Origin of the sequence: Pseudomonas soli (assembly GCF_021283165.2) — a bacterium.
Classification (GTDB): domain Bacteria; phylum Pseudomonadota; class Gammaproteobacteria; order Pseudomonadales; family Pseudomonadaceae; genus Aquipseudomonas; species Aquipseudomonas soli.
Map to the genome: position 1 here is coordinate 20,701 of NZ_CP128543.1, position 17,298 is coordinate 37,998.

The following is a 17,298-nucleotide window of genomic DNA, read 5'->3' on the forward strand; positions in this document are numbered from 1 at the left end:
TATCTGGGGATGCGGATGTAAAGAGCGGGAGTATACCCGATTCGCCTCGCCCTCTACGTTATTGGAGCCTTATGCCACGCTGCTTTTGGTGTTCCGACGATCCGTTGTATCAGGCCTATCACGACCACGAGTGGGGAACGCCGCAGCGCGACCCGGCGTTGCTCTTCGAGATGCTTTTGCTCGAAGGGTTCCAGGCGGGGTTGTCGTGGATCACGGTATTGAAGAAGCGCGAGCGCTATCGCGAGGTGCTGGACGGCTTCGATCCGCTGAAACTGTCGCAGCTCAGCGATGAACGCATCGAGGAGCTTATGCTGGATGCTGGCATCATCCGCAACCGCCTCAAGCTCAAGGCCGTGCGCCGCAATGCCCAAGCCTGGCTGGCTGTGGATAACCCCGCCGAGTGGCTATGGTCGTTCGTCGGCGGCGCGCCGAAGATCAACCATTTCCAGGGCCGTGGCGACGTGCCGGCGGTCACCGACGAGGCTAAGGCGATGAGCAAGGCCTTGCAGAAGGCTGGCTTCACTTTCGTCGGGCCGACCATCTGCTACGCCTTCATGCAGGCCACCGGCATGGTCATGGACCACACCACCGACTGCGATCGCTACGCCGCGCTGGTGCGCTGACGGGGTACAATGCGCGCCTTGCTGAAATAAGGAATTCGCCTGTGGAAAAGTTCAAGGGCGCCCTGATGGTCGGGGTGCTGCGCCTGTTTGCCAAGCTGCCCTGGGGCGCCGTGCAGCGCGTCGGCGCCGGTATCGGCTGGCTGATGTGGAAAATCCCCAACGGCTCGCGCAATGTCGTGCGCATCAACCTGGCCAAATGCTTCCCGGAGATGGACCCGGCCGAGCGTGAGCAATTGGTCGGTCGCGCGCTCAAGGACATCGGCAAGTCGTTCGTCGAAAGCGCCTGCGCCTGGATCTGGCCGCCGCAGCGCTCGCTCGACCTGGTCAAGGAAGTGCACGGCCTGGAAGTGCTGGAGCAGGCCCTGGCCTCGGGCAAGGGCGTGGTCGGCATCACCAGCCACCTGGGCAACTGGGAGGTGCTCAACCACTTCTATTGCAACCAGTGCAAACCGATCATCTTCTATCGCCCGCCGAAGTTGAAGGCGGTGGATGACCTGCTGCGTGAGCAGCGGGTGCAGATGGGCAACCGCGTGGCGCCTTCGACCAAGGAAGGCATTCTCAGCGTGATCAAGGAAGTGCGCCGGGGTGGCCAGGTGGGGATTCCCGCCGACCCGGAGCCGGCCGAGTCGGCCGGGGTGTTCGTGCCGTTCCTGGGTACCCAGGCGCTGACCAGCAAGTTCGTCCCGAACATGCTCGCCGGTGGCAAGGCTGTCGGGGTGTTCCTGCATGCGCTGCGCCTGCCGGATGGTTCAGGCTTCAAGGTATTCCTGGAAGCGGCGCCAGAGGCCATGTACAGCACCGATGTGAATGAATCGGCGGCAGCCATGAGCAAGGTGGTCGAGCGTTACGTGCGCGAGTACCCGAGCCAGTACATGTGGAGCATGAAGCGCTTCAAGAAGCGCCCGGCGGGTGAGGCGCGCTGGTACTGAGATTTTTGGGGGCTGCAAAGCAGCCCCGGCATTCTCAGACCTTGTTCAACTTTTTCAGGAACACCGTCATCTCTTTCTCGGCCTGCTTGTCCCCATGGGCCTGCGCCGCCTCGATCCCCTCTTCCCAGGCCTTGCGCGCGCCAGCCAGATCTCCGCTGAGCTGATACGCCTTGCCCAGCAGCTTCCATGCCGCCGAATACTTGGGGTCCTGCTTCACGCAGCTGGCCAGGTGCACCGCCGCCTCAGCGCCATTGCCCTCGTCCAGCCAGGCCTTGCCCAAGCCAAAGCGCAGCAGCGGGTTATCCACACCCTTGGCCAGCATCTTCTCCAGCGATTCACGCATGCCCTTCCCTCCTAGAAGAAACTCAAGCCCACGTGGAACAGCTTCTCCACGTCCCGAATATGCTTTTTATCCACAACGAACAGGATCACATGGTCGCCCGACTCGATCACCGTGTCGTCGTGGGCAATCATCACTTCGTCCTCGCGGATGATTGCGCCGATGGTGGTGCCTGGCGGCAGGTTGATGTCCTCGATGGCCTTGCCGACCACCTTGCTCGACTTCGAATCGCCATGGGCCACGGCTTCGATGGCCTCGGCCGCGCCGCGGCGCAGCGAATGCACGCTGACGATATCGCCACGGCGCACGTGGGCCAGCAGGGTACCGATGGTGGCCAATTGCGGGCTGATGGCGATGTCGATGTCGCCACCCTGCACCAAGTCGACATAGGCCGGGTTGTTGATGATGGTCATCACCTTGCGCGCGCCCAGGCGCTTGGCCAGCAGCGACGCCATGATGTTGGCCTCGTCGTCGTTGGTCAGGGCCAGGAAGATGTCGGCGTCGGCGATGTTCTCTTCGAGCATCAGGTCCTTGTCCGATGCGCTGCCCTGCAGCACCACGGTGCTTTCCAGGGTATCGGAGAGCTGGCGGCAACGGGCCGGGTTCATCTCGATGATCTTCACCTGGTAGCGGCTCTCGATGGCCTCGGCCAGGCGCTCGCCGATCTGCCCGCCACCGGCGATGACCACGCGCTTGTTGCTCTCGTCGATACGGCGCAGTTCGCCCATCACCGCGCGGATGTCCTTTTTCGCTGCGATGAAGAACACCTCGTCGTCAGCTTCGATCACCGTGTCACCCTGTGGGGTGATCGGCCGGTCGCGCCGGAAGATGGCCGCCACGCGGGTGTCGACGTTGGGCATGTGGGCGCGGATCTGGCGCAGTTGCTGGCCGACCAGCGGCCCGCCGTAGTAAGCGCGGACCGCCACCAGCTGGGCCTTGCCCTCGGCGAAGTCGATCACCTGCAGGGAGCCGGGGTGTTCGATCAGGCGCTTGATGTAGTTGGTCACCACCTGCTCGGGGCTGATCAGCACATCCACCGGAATATGGTCGTTGTCGAACAGTTCTTCGCGAGTCAGATAGGCCGACTCGCGCACCCGGGCGATCTTGGTCGGGGTGTGGAACAGCGAGTACGCCACCTGGCAGGCGACCATGTTGGTCTCGTCGCTGTTGGTCACCGCCACCAGCATGTCGGCATCGTCGGCGCCGGCCTGGCGCAACACCGTCGGCAGCGAGGCGCGGCCTTGCACGGTGCGGATGTCGAGGCGGTCGCCGAGGTCGCGCAGGCGCTCGCCATCGGTATCGACCACGGTGATGTCATTGGCTTCGCTGGCCAGGTGTTCCGCCAGCGTGCCGCCCACCTGCCCTGCGCCGAGGATGATGATCTTCATCCACTACTCCCTACGTTCTTGTGCTTACCGCGAGGCGGCGATCTTGATCAGCTTGGCATAGTAGAAGCCGTCGTGGCCGCCTTCCTGGGCCAGTAGCTGGCGCCCGTGGGGCTGGCGCAGACCGGCCTCGGTGGCCAGGTCCAGCTCGCGGGCACCGGGGGTGCGGGCGAGGAAGGCGTCGATCACTTCGGTGTTCTCGGTCGGCAGGCTCGAGCAGGTGGCGTACAGCAGCATGCCGCCCACTTCCAGGGTCGGCCACAGGGCGTCGAGCAGCTCGCCTTGCAGCGCGGCCAGGGCCGGGATGTCGTCGGCCTGGCGGGTCAGCTTGATGTCCGGGTGGCGGCGGATCACCCCAGTGGCCGAGCAGGGGGCGTCGAGCAGGATGCGCTGGAAGGGCTTGCCGTCCCACCAGCTGGCGGTGTCGCGGGCGTCGCAGGCGATCAGCTCGGCATCGAGCTTGAGGCGGTCGAGGTTCTCGCGCACGCGCGTCAGGCGCTTGGCCTCGAGGTCGATGGCGACCATGTGCGCCAAGCCCGGTTCGGCTTCAAGCAGGTGGCAGGTCTTGCCGCCCGGGGCGCAGCAGGCGTCGAGCACGCGCTGGCCGGGGGCCAGTTCCAGCAGGTCGGCGGACAGCTGCGCGGCTTCGTCCTGCACGCTCACCCAGCCGTCGGCGAAGCCTGGCAGGCCGCGCACGTCGCAAGCCTCGGCCAGGACGATGCCGTCACGGCTGTACTGGCAGGCGCTGGCGCCGATACCGGCCTCGGCCAGCAGCGCGAGGTAAGCGTCGCGGCCGTGGTGGCGGCGGTTGATGCGCAGGATCATCGGCGGGTGGGCGTTGTTGGCGGCGCAGATGGCTTCCCACTGCTCCGGCCAGAAGGCCTTGAGCGCCTTTTGCAGCCAGCGCGGATGGGCGGTGCGCACTACCGGATCGCGCTCCATGCCGGCCAGCAGTGCCTCGCCTTCGCGCTGGGCGCGGCGCAGCACGGCATTGAGCAGGGCCTTGGCCCACGGCTTCTTCAGCTTGTCGGCACAGCCGACGGTTTCGCCGATGGCGGCGTGGGCTGGGATGCGGGTGTAGAACAGTTGATACAGGCCGACCAGCAGCAGCGCCTGCACATCGGCGTCGGCAGCCTTGAACGGCTTCTGCAGCAGTTGCGCGGCCAGCAGGTCCAGGCGCGGCTGCCAGCGGGCGGTGCCGAAGGCCAGGTCCTGGGTCAGGCCACGGTCGCGCTCATCGACCTTGTCCAGTTGCGCTGGCAGCGAGCTGTTCAGCGAAGCCTTGCCGCTGAGTACAGCGGCCAAGGCACGGGCGGCAGCCAGGCGTGGATTCATTGGCCGAGCACCTTGCCACTGGCGAATTTCTCGCGGCGGCTGTTGAACAGGTCGGCGAAGTTGAGGGCCTTGCCACCCGGCAGTTGCAGGCGGGTCAGGCTCAGGGCCTGGTCACCGCAGGCGACCACCAGGCCATCTTTGCTGGCCGACAGGATTTCGCCGGGGGCGCCCTGGGCTGTGGACAAGTTGGCGGCCAGCACCTTCACGCTTTCGCCGTCCAGGGTGCTGTGGCACACCGGCCAGGGGTTGAAGGCGCGGATCAGGCGCTCAAGCTCCACGGCCGGGCGGCTCCAGTCGATGCGCGCTTCGTCCTTGTTCAGCTTGTGGGCGTAGGTGGCCAGGGCATCGTCCTGCACTTCACCTTGCAGGCTGCCATCGGCCAAGCCGGCGATGGCCTGCACCACGGCGCCCGGGCCCATGGCGGCGAGGCGGTCGTGCAGGGTACCGCCGGTGTCCTCGGCGCTGATCGGGGTGACCACCTTGAGCAGCATCGGGCCGGTGTCCAGACCTGCTTCCATGCGCATCACGGTCACACCGCTCTCGGCGTCACCGGCTTCAACGGCGCGCTGGATCGGCGCCGCACCACGCCAGCGCGGCAGCAGCGAGGCGTGGCTGTTGATGCAGCCCAGGCGTGGGATATCCAGCACAGCTTGCGGCAGGATCAGGCCGTAGGCGACCACCACCATCAGGTCCGGCTTCAGTGCGGCGAGTTCGGCCTGGGCGTCGGCGTTGCGCAGGGTCTGCGGCTGGTACACCGGGATGTCATGGGCCACGGCCAGCGCCTTGACCGCGCTTGGCATGAGCTTCTGGCCACGCCCGGCCGGGCGGTCGGGCTGGGTGTAGACGGCCACGATCTCGTACGGGCTGTCGAGCAAAGCCTTGAGGTGTTCGGCGGCAAACTCTGGGGTGCCTGCGAAGACGATGCGCATGGAGTTCTCGCTTCTTGAAAAAGAAAAAGGCTTGCCGGAGCAAGCCTTCTGGAAGGTGGGGATCAGGCTTGCTGGCGGTGCTGCTTTTCCAGCTTCTTCTTGATCCGGTCACGTTTGAGCTGCGACAGGTAGTCGACGAACAGCTTGCCGTTGAGGTGATCGAACTCGTGCTGCACGCACACCGCCAGCAGGCCCTCGCATTCCAGCTCGTACGGCTTGCCGTCGCGGTCCTGAGCCTTGACCCGGACGCGCAGTGGGCGGTCGACGTTTTCGTAGAAGCCCGGCACCGACAGGCAGCCTTCCTGGTACTGGCCCATGTCGTGGGTCAGCTCTTCGACGCTGGGGTTGATGAAGACGCGCGGCTCGCTGCGATCTTCGCTCAGGTCCATCACCACGACTTGCTGGTGCACGTTGACCTGGGTGGCCGCCAGGCCGATGCCCGGGGCCTCGTACATGGTTTCGAACATGTCGTCGATCAGCTGGCGCAACGCGTCGTCAAACACCGTTACCGGTTTGGCAATGGTACGCAGGCGCGGATCGGGAAATTCGAGAATGTTCAAAATGGCCATGGCGGTCAGGCAGTCACTGTGCGGTCGGTTGAAAACTGAGCACACATAATAAAGGGAAACGGTGGACAAGGCACCTGTGAAAGCTCGGCTAGGGTCTTTATGGGCTTGATAGCTGCCATTTAATGGACAGCTTTTCAAAGTATTACCCACAAAGTTATCCACAGGCTGTGCCACGCCGATGGCCCCCTGTCGATCGAGGAGGATCACCCATGAGCACACTCCGTTCTTCGCCTTGCTCGCCTGCCGAACTGGAGGCGCGGCTGCGTCTGCATCGCCTCCCCGACATCGGCCTGCGCCGCTTTCTTACCCTGATCGAAGCCTTTGGCAATGCCTCATCGGCACTCAGTGCGCCGGCCAGTGCCTGGCGTGCGCTGGGGTTGCCAGCCGCCAGTATCGATGCCCGTCGCAGCCCTGAAGTGCGCGACGGCGCATTGGCTGAAATGGCCTGGATAGAGCGCCCTGGCCAGCATTTGCTGATGTGGGACGGGCCTGGCTACCCCGCATTGCTGAGTGAAATCGACGACCCGCCACCCCTGCTGTTCGTCGCCGGTGACCCCGCTTTGCTGGAGCATCCGCAGCTGGCGATTGTGGGTAGCAGGCGTGCTTCACCACCGGCGCTGGATACTGCGGCTGCGTTTTCGCGCTGCCTGGCGCAAGCCGGGTTCACCATCACCAGCGGGCTGGCGCTGGGCGTTGACGGTGCCGCTCATCGGGCCGCGCTGAAAGCCGGAGGGCAGACCATTGGAGTGCTCGGCACGGGGTTGCAAAAACTTTATCCACAGCGCCACCGTGACCTTGCCCGGGCGATGCTCGACAGTGGCAGCGCGCTGGTCTCCGAGTACCCGCTGGATGCCGGGCCGCTGGCCGGTAACTTCCCCAGGCGCAACCGCATCATCAGCGGGCTGTCGCTCGGCGTGCTGGTGGTCGAGGCGAGCATCGCCAGCGGCTCATTGATCACCGCGCGCCTTGCCGCGGAGCAAGGGCGCGAGGTGTATGCCATTCCGGGTTCGATCCACCACCCCGGCGCCAAGGGCTGCCACCAACTGATTCGCGACGGTGCGCTGTTGGTGGAAAGCGTGGAACAGATCCTCGACAGCCTGCGCGGTTGGCAGAACCTGCCGGGCGCGCCTATGGGCAAAGCCGACCATCCCCTGCTCGCCTTGCTCCACGCCGCACCCCACACCAGCGAGGGCCTGGCGCACAGCAGCGGTCAGCCTTTGGCCCAGGTATTGGCCAGCCTCACCGAGCTGGAGCTCGAGGGCCGGGTCAGCAATGAAGCCGGGCGTTGGTTTGCCCGTTCCGGCTAAGTACACTGCGCACACGGCGTTTATGCGGAGAGACGGAAATGGTGAGCAGTTGGCGTGTGCAACAAGCCGCGCGTGAGGTGAAGGCGGGTGCGGTGATCGCCTATCCAACGGAAGCGGTCTGGGGCCTGGGCTGCGACCCGTGGAACGAGGACGCGGTGTATCGCCTGCTGGCGCTCAAGTCGCGGCCTGTGGATAAAGGCCTGATCCTGGTCGCCGACAGCATCCACCAGTTCGACTTCCTGTTCGAAGACTTCCCCCAGGACTGGATCGACCGCATGGCCGCCACCTGGCCGGGGCCGAACACTTGGCTGGTGCCGCACCAGGACCTGCTGCCCGAGTGGGTGACCGGGCAGCATGACAGCGTGGCATTGCGGGTCAGCGATCACCCACAGGTGCGTGAGCTGTGCGCGCTGGTGGGCCCGTTGATTTCCACGTCCTGCAACCCGGCCGGGCGCCCGGCGGCAAAGAGCCGGTTGCGGGTGGAGCAGTATTTCCACAAGCAGCTGGACATGGTGCTGGGTGGGGCGTTGGGTGGGAGGAAGAATCCGAGTGTGATTCGGGATTTGGCGACCGGTGAGGTTGTGCGTCCGGGGTGACTCTCTATTTTGACCGACCAAAAAAAACCGCCATGCTGGCGGTTTTTTGATGCAGAAGAGGGTTTCAGCCCTGTCGCCTGGGTAGAGTTCTGCTCTCTTCGCCAGGCCATGTAGGCTGCATGCTATGCCTGCATGGCCACCTCGTCAATAAACGGCATGCCTCATGCAAAACGCTGTAAAAGATTGCTTTGACCGGCTCCTGTTTCCAGGGCGGGTCAGAGTCCATTTTCAGCATCCAAGGCCTCTTGAAACGCAATCTCCTCGCTCAGAGTCAAGCCCATGCTCTCGGCCCAGCGCTGTGCTAGGCGTTGGAGCGTATCGAAATCACGGACTTTCGATTTGTATGCATTCAGTGCAGCCGACTGAGTCAGTATTGATGTTTCAGCTTCGGAAAACGCTTTTTTCAGATCCATGAGATCTTGGGCGGGGATGTAGTTGGCCGAGCCCACTGCATGCACCAATGCTTCTTTCAAAGCGCTTTTATCGGAGCCCTTCAGGACGATGGCGTAATTTGGATTTCGGCCGACACTTCCGCGATGAATGCTCATTGGTGGAAGTACGCGCTGTGTTGAAACGCTTTGAAGCATACTGCAAAGCACAGTGCAGTTTTTTTCGCTGTGCTTGTACCTTGGCATCTCGCTTAACAAATTGCGATTTATCATGAAACTGCTTTTGTCTTTTTCGGGGAGCTCGGAAGACGTGACAGGTGCGACTTGGACAATATGTTTAGATATTACTTTGGTCACGACTGCCAGGCGTCGCTTATGCATCTCTCCGAAAAGAACTGTGTCCATGTATCGCTTGTTGCTTCTAACCTCGGAGCTTGCACGTGCTACCTGCTGCACAAAGCCAAAATCAACCTCTACGAGAGTTCCTTGTCGAATGAGCTTGTGAATTTTTACACAGGGATTCTTTCTCATTGTTTTGAATAAGAATTCTTCTCGCGTTACATCATGAGGCCAGAGATAGATTTTAAAGATAGCGGGCGAAGGTAGCTCCGGGGAAATACGTTCGATTGCATGAAGTCTCCAGACATGACTGGCCCGAAGCTCAAAGCGTTTGGTAAGAAATACAGGGTAGAGTGATTTACTTGCGCTGAGGTTAGGCTCTAATGCTATTAGCGTTTCTTGGATACCTGAATAGGATTCGAATCCCAGCATGTGAGGCTGATCAGGCCTATCACTCGATAACTCGAAATATTGAATAATCATTAATGTCTTGGTCCCTCAAGCATCGGCGTACACAGGGGGGCGGGGTTAGTAGCTTAGAGCGTTCGCTTGTTTGTTCTCTCGAGACTGTTTTGCAGGACTTTTCTGAAAAATATTGAAATAGCTGGAGTTTTCTATTCAGAGAAATATCCTACGCAGATTGTCGACTGCCATTACCTTCTCAGTGGGAACTCCTGCCTCTAGGCTCCAGACCGTCGCCGAATAACTTGGCGATCGGGTGTGGTAACCCGGTAACAGGAAGGTATCAGAGTCGTCTATGGCGGCTGTGCGCGGGAGGCTTTCGAGCCTGCCGGGTCTGGTACCTCCCCGGTTTACCACCCCGTGTACAGCTGCCACCCATTCGTTTGGTAACGGACGAGGTGTCAGCCCTACTCTGGTAGAGGTTGCCATGACCAAGAAGATTGTCCCCGATCCCCCCCTCCCAAACACCACCACCCACCCCTTCGGCCGCTGCGATGCCGGTCACCCACCGCTCTTCACCGTAAACCCCAACATCGAAGCCCATGATGCCCTGGTACACGTCGCGCTCTACCTGCGCTGTGCCTATGACACCGGCATCAAGGCCCTTGACCATCTACGCGACGAGGGGCGTGGCATGTACTGGTCGAGTCTGCATTCGCTGGAAATGGCGGAGGGGTTGGTGGAGGCGATGCTCGATGGCATCGAGTCGGCGCCAGCACCTGGGAGGCCCCGGCAGGGCGGTTGATCGCGTGTTGGCGGGCAAGTGCAGGGCGATAGTTTTGCAGTGCTCTTGAGATCGAGCGCCGCCCGCGCGGCGCTCGATTTCATAGGCGCTGCAACGCTTGCGGCGAACACCACGCAGGGCTGACCCTCAAGGCAGCAATACCGTCGAGCCAACGGTCCGCCGCGCCGACAACTCCGCCTGCGCCTTGGCCGCCTCACTCAATGGATACCGCTGTTGGATATCCACAACCAGCTTGCCACTGGCGATCATCGCGAACAGGTCATCGGCCATGGCCTGGGTGTTCTCGGCATTGTTGGCGTAGCTCCCCAGCGTCGGCCGGGTGACATACAACGACCCCTTCTGCGACAGGATCCCCAAGTTGACCCCGCTTACCGCGCCGGAGGCATTGCCGAAACTCACCATCAACCCTCGCGGCCTCAGGCAATCCAGCGAAGTCAGCCAGGTATCGGCCCCCACGCCGTCATACACCACCGCGCACTTCTGACCGTCTGTCAGCTCCAGCACACGCTTGGCCACATCTTCATGGCTGTAGTCGATGGTCGCCCAGGCCCCGAGTGCCTTGGCCCGCTCGGCTTTCTCGGGAGAGCTGACGGTACCAATCAGCTTCGCCCCCAGCGCCTTGGCCCACTGGCAAGCCAGCGATCCCACGCCACCGGCAGCGGCATGAAACAGCACGAAATCCCTCGGCTGCACGGCATAGGTCTGCTTGAGCAGGTACTGCGTGGTCAGCCCCTTGAGCATCACCGCCGCCGCCTGCTCGAAGCTGATCGCATCCGGCAGCTTGACCAGGTTAGCCTCCGGCAGTGTATGCACCTCGCTGTAGGCCCCCAGCGGCCCGCCGGCATAGGCCACGCGGTCGCCGACCTTGATCCGGCTGACGCCCTCGCCCACCGCCTCGACCACCCCTGCCGCTTCGGTACCCAGCCCGGAAGGCAGCGACGGCGGCGCATACAGCCCGCCACGGAAATAGGTGTCGATGAAGTTCAGGCCGATCGCATGGTTGCGCACGCGCACTTGCTGCGGGCCGGGCGGGGCCGGGTCGAACTCTACCAACTGCAACACTTCCGGGCCGCCATGCTGGCTGAACTGAATATGCTTGGCCATCACACACTCCTGTCTTTGGGTCGCTCGGTTTGCACGAAAAGTGCCTGCGCGACGATCATGCTGCGTTGAAAACAGGCTCGGAATGCTCATTTGCAACCAGCAAAGTCGAACGCGACTCCGACCGTTCCTCGCCTGTTTTCGCCTTGCCTGATCGCCGCTCGGCGACTTTTCGTACAAACCTTAAAGGCCTTCTATCGGACGCCTTTGCTTGATCGCCGTCAACTGCGGCGCGGGGTTTGCCGGTGGTATGCTACGCGGCGAATTTTCCCCGCTCCTTCCAGGTGACCCGATGACCAGCCGCACCGAGGCCGTGAAAGCCTACCTGCTCGACCTGCAAGACCGCATCTGCACTGCCCTCGAGAACGAAGACGGCGGCGCCCGCTTCGTCGAGGATGCCTGGGTGCGCGATGCCGGCGGCGGCGGTCGCACGCGGGTGATCGGCGACGGCAAGGTGATCGAGAAAGGCGGCGTGAACTTCTCCCACGTGTTCGGCAGCGGCCTGCCGCCGTCGGCCAGTGCCCACCGCCCGGAGCTGGCGGGCCGTGGGTTCGAGGCGCTGGGCGTGTCGCTGGTGATACATCCGCACAACCCGCATGTGCCGACTTCCCACGCCAACGTGCGGTTCTTCATCGCCGAAAAAGAGGGTGAAGAAGCAGTATGGTGGTTCGGCGGTGGCTTCGACCTGACCCCCTACTACGGCAATGAAGAAGACTGCGTGCACTGGCACCGCGTGGCCGAACAGGCCTGCGCGCCGTTCGGCGCCGACGTGTACCCGCGCTACAAGGCCTGGTGCGACCGCTACTTCCACCTCAAGCACCGTGGCGAGCCACGCGGCATCGGCGGCCTGTTCTTCGACGACCTGAACGAGTGGGACTTCGATACCTGCTTCGCCTTCATCCGCGCCATCGGTGACGCCTACGTCGAGGCCTACTTGCCGATCGTCCAGCGCCGCAAGGACACTCCGTATACCCCCGCCCAGCGCGAATTCCAGGAATACCGCCGTGGCCGTTACGTGGAGTTCAACCTGGTCTACGACCGTGGCACCCTGTTCGGCCTGCAGTCCGGTGGCCGCACCGAATCGATCCTGATGTCGCTGCCACCGCAAGTGCGCTGGGGCTACGATTGGAAAGCCGAACCAGGCAGCGAAGAAGCGCGCCTGACCGAATACTTCCTGCAAGACCGCGACTGGCTCGCCCAGTAAGCCTGTGGAAACCTGAGGATCACCCATGGACCAGTACGTCGTTTTCGGTAACCCCATCGGCCACAGCAAATCGCCGCTGATCCACCGTCTGTTCGCCGACCAGACCGGCGAGGACCTGGAGTACGCCACCCTGCTGGCGCCGCTGGACGAGTTCAGCGACTGCGCCCGTGGCTTCTTCAAGCAAGGCTGCGGCGCCAACGTCACCGTGCCGTTCAAGGAAGAGGCCTACCGCCTGTGCGACAGCCTCACCCCGCGTGCCAAGCGTGCCGGCGCGGTAAACACTTTGAGCAAGCTGGCCGACGGCACGTTGCAAGGCGACAACACCGATGGCGCCGGACTGGTACGCGACCTCACCATCAACGCCGGGGTCGAGCTGGCCGGCAAGCGCATCCTCATCCTTGGTGCCGGCGGTGCGGTGCGTGGCGTGCTGGAGCCGATCCTGGCGCACAAGCCGCAGTCGCTGGTGATCGCCAACCGCACGGTGGAGAAGGCCGAGCAGTTGGCCCGTGAGTTCGATGAGCTGGGGCCGGTGGTGGCCAGCGGTTTTGCCTGGTTGCAGGAGCCGGTGGACGTGATCATCAATGCCACCTCGGCGAGCCTGGCTGGCGAGCTGCCGCCGATTGCCGACAGCCTGGTCGAGGCGGGGCGTACCGTTTGCTACGACATGATGTATGGCAAGGAGCCGACACCGTTCTGCCAGTGGGCAAGCAAGCTGGGCGCGGCCAAGGTGCTGGATGGGTTGGGGATGCTGGCGGAGCAGGCGGCCGAGGCGTTCTTTATCTGGCGCGGGGTTCGGCCTGAGACCGGGCCGGTGCTGGATGAGCTGCGCCGGCAGTTGGCCCGCGGCTGAGGCTGCATTTTTGGGGCTGCGAAGCAGCCCCAGTCATTCCTCAAAGCGAATGGGGCACAGTTCAACCCCCTCCAGCTTCTGCAACTCCTCCACCACCTGCGGCCTTGCCCGCTGCAACGTCAGGCTCCCGCCACTGCGCATCAACCGCCGCGCCTCGCGGTGCAACATATCCACACCCGAGTAATCGATGAAGTTCACCTGCCGCGCATCGATCACCACGTGTGGCCCCTGGCAGCGCTGAAGACGCACCTGCAGGTAGTGCGCCGCGCCGAAGAAGATCGACCCACCCACCCGCAATACGTCCGCCTCCCCTTCCCGGCTTTGCTGCACCCGTGGCCTCGAGGTGCGCTTGAGGTAGAAGAACAGCGACGCCAGCACCCCGGCATAAATCGCCGTCTGCAACTCCAGCAGCAACGTCGCCGCCGCCGTCAGTGCCATCACCAGGAACTCCGAGCGGCTGACCCGGAACAGCGCGCGAATGCCGCGATGGTCCACCAGCCCCCAGCAGATCAGCAGGATACTCCCCGCCATCGCCGGGATCGGCAGGTGGGCGATCAGCCCGGCGCCGGTCACCGCGAACAGCGCCACCCACAAGGCCGAGAACACCCCAGCCAGTGGCGAGCGGGCGCCGGCGTCGTAGCTCAGGCCCGAGCGAGTGAAGGAACCTGCGGACAGGTAGCCGGAGAAAAACGCGCCGCCGATGTTCGACAGGCCCTGTGCGCGGATTTCCTGGTCAGGGTCGATCAATTGCTCCGAACGTGCCGACAACGAGCGGGCAATCGACAGGCTAGTGACCAGCCCCAGCATGCCCACCGCTACAGCGCTGGGCAGCAGGCGCAGCATCAGTTCCACATCCAGCAGAGGCAGCGGGCTGAAGGGCGGGAGCTGTCCGGTGAACGCAGCCACTCTGGGCACATGGCCGAACACGCCGGGCATTAGCCAGGCCATCAGGCTGACCAGCAGCAGGCTTATCAACAGGCTTGGCCAGCGCGGGCGCCACAGTTTCAGGGCGATACCGATCACCAGCGTGGCCAGGCCCAGGGCCAGCGATGACAGATCAACTTCGCCCATGTGCCCAGCCAGGTCCTGCACAGTCTTCAACGCCGTGGCCTGGCTCGGCAGGTCCATCCCCAGGAGGTTCGGTAACTGCCCAAGGGCGATGACGATGGCGGCGCCGAGGGTGAAGCCCAGCACCACCGAGTGGGAAACGAAATTGACCAGCGCACCGAAGCGCAACAGCCCCAGCAGCAGCTGGAAGATGCCGCCAAGGAAGGTCAGCAGCAGTACCAGAGTTACATAGTCGGCGCTGCCGGCCACGGCCAGGGGGCTGATGCTGGCGTAGAGGACGATGGAGATGGCGGCCGTGGGCCCGCAGATCAGGTGCCAGGACGAGCCCCACAGACAGGCGATCAGCACGGGGACGATGGCGGCGTACAGGCCGTACTCGGCGGGCAGCCCGGCGATCAGGGCGTAGGCAATTGACTGCGGCAGGGCGAGGATGGCGCCGCTCAGGCCCACCAGCAGGTCCTGGCGCAGGCTGCGGCCCGATTGGCGGGGCAGCCAGGTGAGGAAGGGCAGCAGGTGGGTCAGGCGGGGCATGGGGTGTCCTTGAGGTGCATGATCGCTGTAGGAGCGGCTTCAGCCGCGATGCAGGCAACGCGGTGTCTGGTACCCACTGCGCGGGTAATCGCGGCTAAAGCCGCTCCTACAGGTGTTGTGTCGCTTGTTAAGTCATAGTTTGGCCTTTATAGCCTCTAGCGCGTCACCACCGGCTTTGGTGGTCACTCCAGCCAACCACCCTTCCAACAACTGCGGATGCGCTTTCACCCAAGCCTTGGCCGCCTCATCGAAGCTCACCTTCTTATCCACAACCTCGGCCATGATGCTGTTCTCCATCTCCAGCGAGAACTTCAAGTTCCCCAGCAGCTTCGCCGCATTCGGGCAGGCTTGTGGATAACCTTTGCGGGTCAGGGTGTAGACATCGCCCTTGCTGCCGAACCATTTCTCCCCGCCCGTAAGGTAATGCATCTTCAGCTTCACGTTCATCGGATGCGGAGTCCAGCCCAGGAAGGTGATGAACTGCTGCTTCTTCACTGCCCGGTCCACTTGAGCGAGCATCGCCTGCTCGCTGGACTCGACCAGTTTCCACTGGCCCAGGTCGAACTCATTCTTGTCGATGATCTCTTTCAGCGACAAGTTGGCCGGTGCGCCTGAACCAATGCCGTAGAGCTTCTTGTCGAACTGCGCAGCGTGCTTGTGCAGGTCGGCGAAGTCTTTCACGCCCGCGTTCCATACGTAATCGGGCACCGCCAGGGTGAACTCGGTGCCTTCCAGGTTTTTCGCCAGTTGCTGCACATCGCCATTGGCGATGAACTTGTCATGGAAGCCCTGCTGCGCCGGCATCCAATTGCCGAGGAAAGCATCCACCCGGCCATCTTTCAGGCCGCCATAGATAATCGGCACGGCCAGGCTGTCGATCTTCACCTGGTACCCCAGGCTTTCCAGAAGCAGCCGGGCCACGGCGTTGGTGCTGGCGATATCGCTCCAGCCGGGGTCGGCCATCTTCACGGTGCTGCATTGCGCGTCGTTGTCGGCGGCGTGGGCCGCGCCCAGGCTCAGGGCCAGGGTGAGCACGGCGGTGGAGAACTTCTGCATGGCGGCCTCTCTTCTCAATCCAGGGGTGCGGGCTGTGGATAACGTGCCTTGCGCTCGAGGTCGTCGAGATCGATATGGTTGCGCATGTACTGTTGGCTGGCGTCCACCAACGGTTGGTGGTCCCAGCTTTTCAGCTTGCCGATGGCCAGTGCCTCGGCCACCAGGCGGCGGCGCCGTTGGCTGGCCAGCACCTGCTGGCGCAGGGCCGGGATATCCCAGCGCTGCCTGGCTTCATCGGCAAATGCCTGCAGCAGCGCCTGGTGGTCCGGGCTGCCGGTGAGGTTCTCCCGCTCGTGCGGGTCGCGGCTCAGGTCGTAGAGTAGCCATGGGTCGTCTTCGCTGTACACGAACTTGTAGGGGCCACGGCGGATCATCATCAGCGGGCCGACCGTGCCTTCGGCCATGTACTCGCCTATTACCTCGTCATGCCCGCCCTGCCCTTGCAGGTGGCCGAGCAGCGAGCGGCCGTCCAGGTGCAGGTGGTTATCCACAGCGCCGCCGGCCAGTTCGACCAGGGTCGGCAACAGGTCGCAGGTGGAAACGCTGGCGCTGACGCGAGCTGGCCCGAAGCGCTTGGGCGCGTGGATCAGCAACGGTACCCGCGCCGACATCTCGAACCAGTGCATCTTGTACCAGAGTCCGCGCTCGCCAAGCATGTCGCCGTGATCGCCCGAGAACACGATCAGGGTGTCGTCGGCCAGGCCGCACTCCTCAAGGGTCTGCAGGAGCTTGCCGATGTTGTCGTCGATGTAGCTGCAGGCACCGAAATAGGCGCGGCGGGCGTCGCGGATCTTGTCCACAGGTAGTGGCTTGTTCCACAGGTCGTAGACCTTGAGCAGCCGTTGCGAGTGCGGGTCCTGCTCGCCCTGAGCGATCTCGTCCTGCGGCAGGGGGATATCCACATCCTCGTACATGTCCCAGTAGTGCTTGGGAATGGTGTAGGGGTCGTGGGGGTGGGTCATGGAGACGGTCAGGCAGAACGGCCGGCCGTCGTCCTCGCGCACATGGTCATAGAGGTACTGGCGCGCCTTGAACACCACCTCTTCATCGAAATCCAGCTGGTTGGTGCGCACGCAGGGCCCGGCCTGCAACACCGAGGACATGTTGTGGTACCAGCTCGGGCGCACCTCCGGTTCATCCCAGTTCACCGCCCAGCCGTAGTCTGCCGGGTAGATATCGCTGGTCAGGCGTTCTTCGTAGCCGTGCAGTTGGTCCGGGCCGCAGAAGTGCATCTTGCCCGATAGCGCTGTGCGGTAGCCGAGGCGGCGCAGGTAGTGGGCGTAGGTGGGCGCGTCGGCGGGGAAATCGGCAGCGTTGTCGTAGGCGCCGATACGGCTGGGTAACTGACCGCTGACCAGGGTGAAGCGCGACGGCGCACACAGGGGGCTGTTGCAGTAGGCACTGTCGAACACCACGGCCTTTTCGGCGAGGCGAGCCAGGTGGGGCATCTTGATCGGCGATGGATTGTAGATGGGCAGCAAGGGCGCGGCCATCTGATCGGCCATGATGAACAGGATGTTGGGTCGCTTCATGGGAGCCT

General features: G+C 63.3%; 17 protein-coding genes. 7 read left to right on the forward strand and 10 right to left on the reverse strand.

Going from position 1 to position 17,298, the window contains the following annotated elements; genetic code table 11:
• The first annotated feature begins 71 nt into the window (after nucleotides 1–71).
• Together LU688_RS00085 and LU688_RS00090 are read left to right on the forward strand one after the other, a co-directional pair.
• Nucleotides 72–623, forward strand: a complete 552-nt coding sequence (locus tag LU688_RS00085) for a DNA-3-methyladenine glycosylase I (protein WP_038707091.1) — start codon at nucleotides 72–74, stop codon at nucleotides 621–623.
• Between the two features lie 41 nt (nucleotides 624–664).
• The gene (locus LU688_RS00090; RefSeq protein WP_023629851.1) at nucleotides 665–1,552 is read left to right on the forward strand and encodes a lysophospholipid acyltransferase; all 888 of its coding nucleotides are present in this window, start codon (nucleotides 665–667) and stop codon (nucleotides 1,550–1,552) included.
• Between the two features lie 34 nt (nucleotides 1,553–1,586).
• Here LU688_RS00090 and LU688_RS00095 read toward each other — a convergent pair whose 3' ends face one another.
• The 5 genes from LU688_RS00095 to def form a co-directional block, all read right to left on the reverse strand.
• Nucleotides 1,587–1,895 carry a tetratricopeptide repeat protein gene (locus LU688_RS00095; RefSeq protein WP_023629850.1) on the reverse strand — a complete coding sequence of 103 codons (309 nt, stop codon included), beginning with the start codon at nucleotides 1,893–1,895 and terminating at the stop codon, nucleotides 1,587–1,589.
• An 11-nt stretch (nucleotides 1,896–1,906) separates the two neighbouring features.
• Nucleotides 1,907–3,280 (reverse strand): Trk system potassium transporter TrkA, encoded by a 1,374-nt coding sequence (trkA, locus tag LU688_RS00100; protein ID WP_023629849.1) that lies wholly within the window; start codon nucleotides 3,278–3,280, stop codon nucleotides 1,907–1,909.
• Nucleotides 3,281–3,304: 24 nt separating this feature from the next.
• Complete coding sequence (rsmB, locus tag LU688_RS00105; RefSeq protein ID WP_094010817.1) at nucleotides 3,305–4,612, reverse strand: 16S rRNA (cytosine(967)-C(5))-methyltransferase RsmB; 1,308 nt, start codon at nucleotides 4,610–4,612, stop codon at nucleotides 3,305–3,307.
• Nucleotides 4,609–5,541, reverse strand: coding sequence for a methionyl-tRNA formyltransferase (gene fmt, locus LU688_RS00110; RefSeq protein WP_038707093.1), 933 nt, complete (start codon nucleotides 5,539–5,541; stop codon nucleotides 4,609–4,611). The genes rsmB and fmt overlap by 4 nt, the downstream gene beginning before the upstream one ends.
• A gap of 62 nt (nucleotides 5,542–5,603) precedes the next feature.
• Nucleotides 5,604–6,110 carry a peptide deformylase gene (def, locus tag LU688_RS00115; protein ID WP_038707094.1) on the reverse strand — a complete coding sequence of 169 codons (507 nt, stop codon included), beginning with the start codon at nucleotides 6,108–6,110 and terminating at the stop codon, nucleotides 5,604–5,606.
• A 209-nt stretch (nucleotides 6,111–6,319) separates the two neighbouring features.
• Between def and dprA the strand changes: the two genes are divergently transcribed.
• Both dprA and tsaC read left to right on the forward strand, forming a co-directional pair.
• Entirely contained in the window at nucleotides 6,320–7,417 is a 1,098-nt protein-coding gene (dprA, locus tag LU688_RS00120) for a DNA-processing protein DprA (RefSeq protein ID WP_094010816.1), read from the forward strand.
• 38 nt (nucleotides 7,418–7,455) lie between these two features.
• Nucleotides 7,456–8,013, forward strand: coding sequence for an L-threonylcarbamoyladenylate synthase type 1 TsaC (gene tsaC / locus LU688_RS00125; RefSeq protein WP_094010815.1), 558 nt, complete (start codon nucleotides 7,456–7,458; stop codon nucleotides 8,011–8,013).
• A 215-nt stretch (nucleotides 8,014–8,228) separates the two neighbouring features.
• On the opposite strand, the gene LU688_RS00130 is transcribed toward tsaC, so the two are convergent.
• A complete protein-coding gene (locus tag LU688_RS00130; protein ID WP_143067536.1) occupies nucleotides 8,229–9,224 on the reverse strand; it encodes a type II toxin-antitoxin system PemK/MazF family toxin in 996 nt (331 codons plus the stop codon).
• Nucleotides 9,225–9,630: 406 nt separating this feature from the next.
• Here LU688_RS00130 and LU688_RS00135 point away from each other — a divergent pair, with 406 nt between their 5' ends.
• Entirely contained in the window at nucleotides 9,631–9,948 is a 318-nt protein-coding gene (locus LU688_RS00135; protein WP_094010813.1) for a hypothetical protein, read from the forward strand.
• A gap of 126 nt (nucleotides 9,949–10,074) precedes the next feature.
• Here the strand turns inward: LU688_RS00135 and LU688_RS00140 are convergent, their stop codons facing one another.
• Nucleotides 10,075–11,052 (reverse strand): NADPH:quinone reductase, encoded by a 978-nt coding sequence (locus tag LU688_RS00140; RefSeq protein WP_094010812.1) that lies wholly within the window; start codon nucleotides 11,050–11,052, stop codon nucleotides 10,075–10,077.
• 289 nt (nucleotides 11,053–11,341) lie between these two features.
• On the opposite strand from LU688_RS00140, the gene hemF reads away from it, so the two are divergent.
• Together hemF and aroE are read left to right on the forward strand one after the other, a co-directional pair.
• On the forward strand, nucleotides 11,342–12,253 hold the full coding sequence (gene hemF / locus LU688_RS00145) for an oxygen-dependent coproporphyrinogen oxidase (protein WP_094010811.1): 912 nt from the start codon (nucleotides 11,342–11,344) through the stop codon (nucleotides 12,251–12,253).
• Nucleotides 12,254–12,278: 25 nt separating this feature from the next.
• Nucleotides 12,279–13,103, forward strand: a complete 825-nt coding sequence (gene aroE, locus LU688_RS00150; protein ID WP_094010810.1) for a shikimate dehydrogenase — start codon at nucleotides 12,279–12,281, stop codon at nucleotides 13,101–13,103.
• Between the two features lie 33 nt (nucleotides 13,104–13,136).
• On the opposite strand, the gene LU688_RS00155 is transcribed toward aroE, so the two are convergent.
• From LU688_RS00155 to betC, 3 genes are all read right to left on the reverse strand, one after another.
• Nucleotides 13,137–14,702 carry a SulP family inorganic anion transporter gene (locus LU688_RS00155; RefSeq protein ID WP_094010809.1) on the reverse strand — a complete coding sequence of 522 codons (1,566 nt, stop codon included), beginning with the start codon at nucleotides 14,700–14,702 and terminating at the stop codon, nucleotides 13,137–13,139.
• 132 nt (nucleotides 14,703–14,834) lie between these two features.
• Complete coding sequence (choX, locus tag LU688_RS00160) at nucleotides 14,835–15,758, reverse strand: choline ABC transporter substrate-binding protein (RefSeq protein ID WP_094010808.1); 924 nt, start codon at nucleotides 15,756–15,758, stop codon at nucleotides 14,835–14,837.
• Between the two features lie 14 nt (nucleotides 15,759–15,772).
• Complete coding sequence (gene betC, locus LU688_RS00165; protein ID WP_038707098.1) at nucleotides 15,773–17,290, reverse strand: choline-sulfatase; 1,518 nt, start codon at nucleotides 17,288–17,290, stop codon at nucleotides 15,773–15,775.
• Between the last annotated feature and the right edge of the window lie 8 nt (nucleotides 17,291–17,298).

Coding starts and splice junctions, on each gene's coding strand:
- LU688_RS00085 (WP_038707091.1), top strand. CDS start 72: ATGCCACGCTGCTTTTGGTGTTCCGACGATCCGTTGTATCAGGCCTAT.
- LU688_RS00095 (WP_023629850.1), bottom strand. CDS start 1,895: ATGCGTGAATCGCTGGAGAAGATGCTGGCCAAGGGTGTGGATAACCCG.
- trkA (WP_023629849.1), bottom strand. CDS start 3,280: ATGAAGATCATCATCCTCGGCGCAGGGCAGGTGGGCGGCACGCTGGCG.
- rsmB (WP_094010817.1), bottom strand. CDS start 4,612: ATGAATCCACGCCTGGCTGCCGCCCGTGCCTTGGCCGCTGTACTCAGC.
- fmt (WP_038707093.1), bottom strand. CDS start 5,541: ATGCGCATCGTCTTCGCAGGCACCCCAGAGTTTGCCGCCGAACACCTC.
- def (WP_038707094.1), bottom strand. CDS start 6,110: ATGGCCATTTTGAACATTCTCGAATTTCCCGATCCGCGCCTGCGTACC.
- dprA (WP_094010816.1), top strand. CDS start 6,320: ATGAGCACACTCCGTTCTTCGCCTTGCTCGCCTGCCGAACTGGAGGCG.
- tsaC (WP_094010815.1), top strand. CDS start 7,456: ATGGTGAGCAGTTGGCGTGTGCAACAAGCCGCGCGTGAGGTGAAGGCG.
- LU688_RS00130 (WP_143067536.1), bottom strand. CDS start 9,224: ATGATTATTCAATATTTCGAGTTATCGAGTGATAGGCCTGATCAGCCT.
- LU688_RS00135 (WP_094010813.1), top strand. CDS start 9,631: ATGACCAAGAAGATTGTCCCCGATCCCCCCCTCCCAAACACCACCACC.
- LU688_RS00140 (WP_094010812.1), bottom strand. CDS start 11,052: ATGGCCAAGCATATTCAGTTCAGCCAGCATGGCGGCCCGGAAGTGTTG.
- hemF (WP_094010811.1), top strand. CDS start 11,342: ATGACCAGCCGCACCGAGGCCGTGAAAGCCTACCTGCTCGACCTGCAA.
- aroE (WP_094010810.1), top strand. CDS start 12,279: ATGGACCAGTACGTCGTTTTCGGTAACCCCATCGGCCACAGCAAATCG.
- LU688_RS00155 (WP_094010809.1), bottom strand. CDS start 14,702: ATGCCCCGCCTGACCCACCTGCTGCCCTTCCTCACCTGGCTGCCCCGC.
- choX (WP_094010808.1), bottom strand. CDS start 15,758: ATGCAGAAGTTCTCCACCGCCGTGCTCACCCTGGCCCTGAGCCTGGGC.
- betC (WP_038707098.1), bottom strand. CDS start 17,290: ATGAAGCGACCCAACATCCTGTTCATCATGGCCGATCAGATGGCCGCG.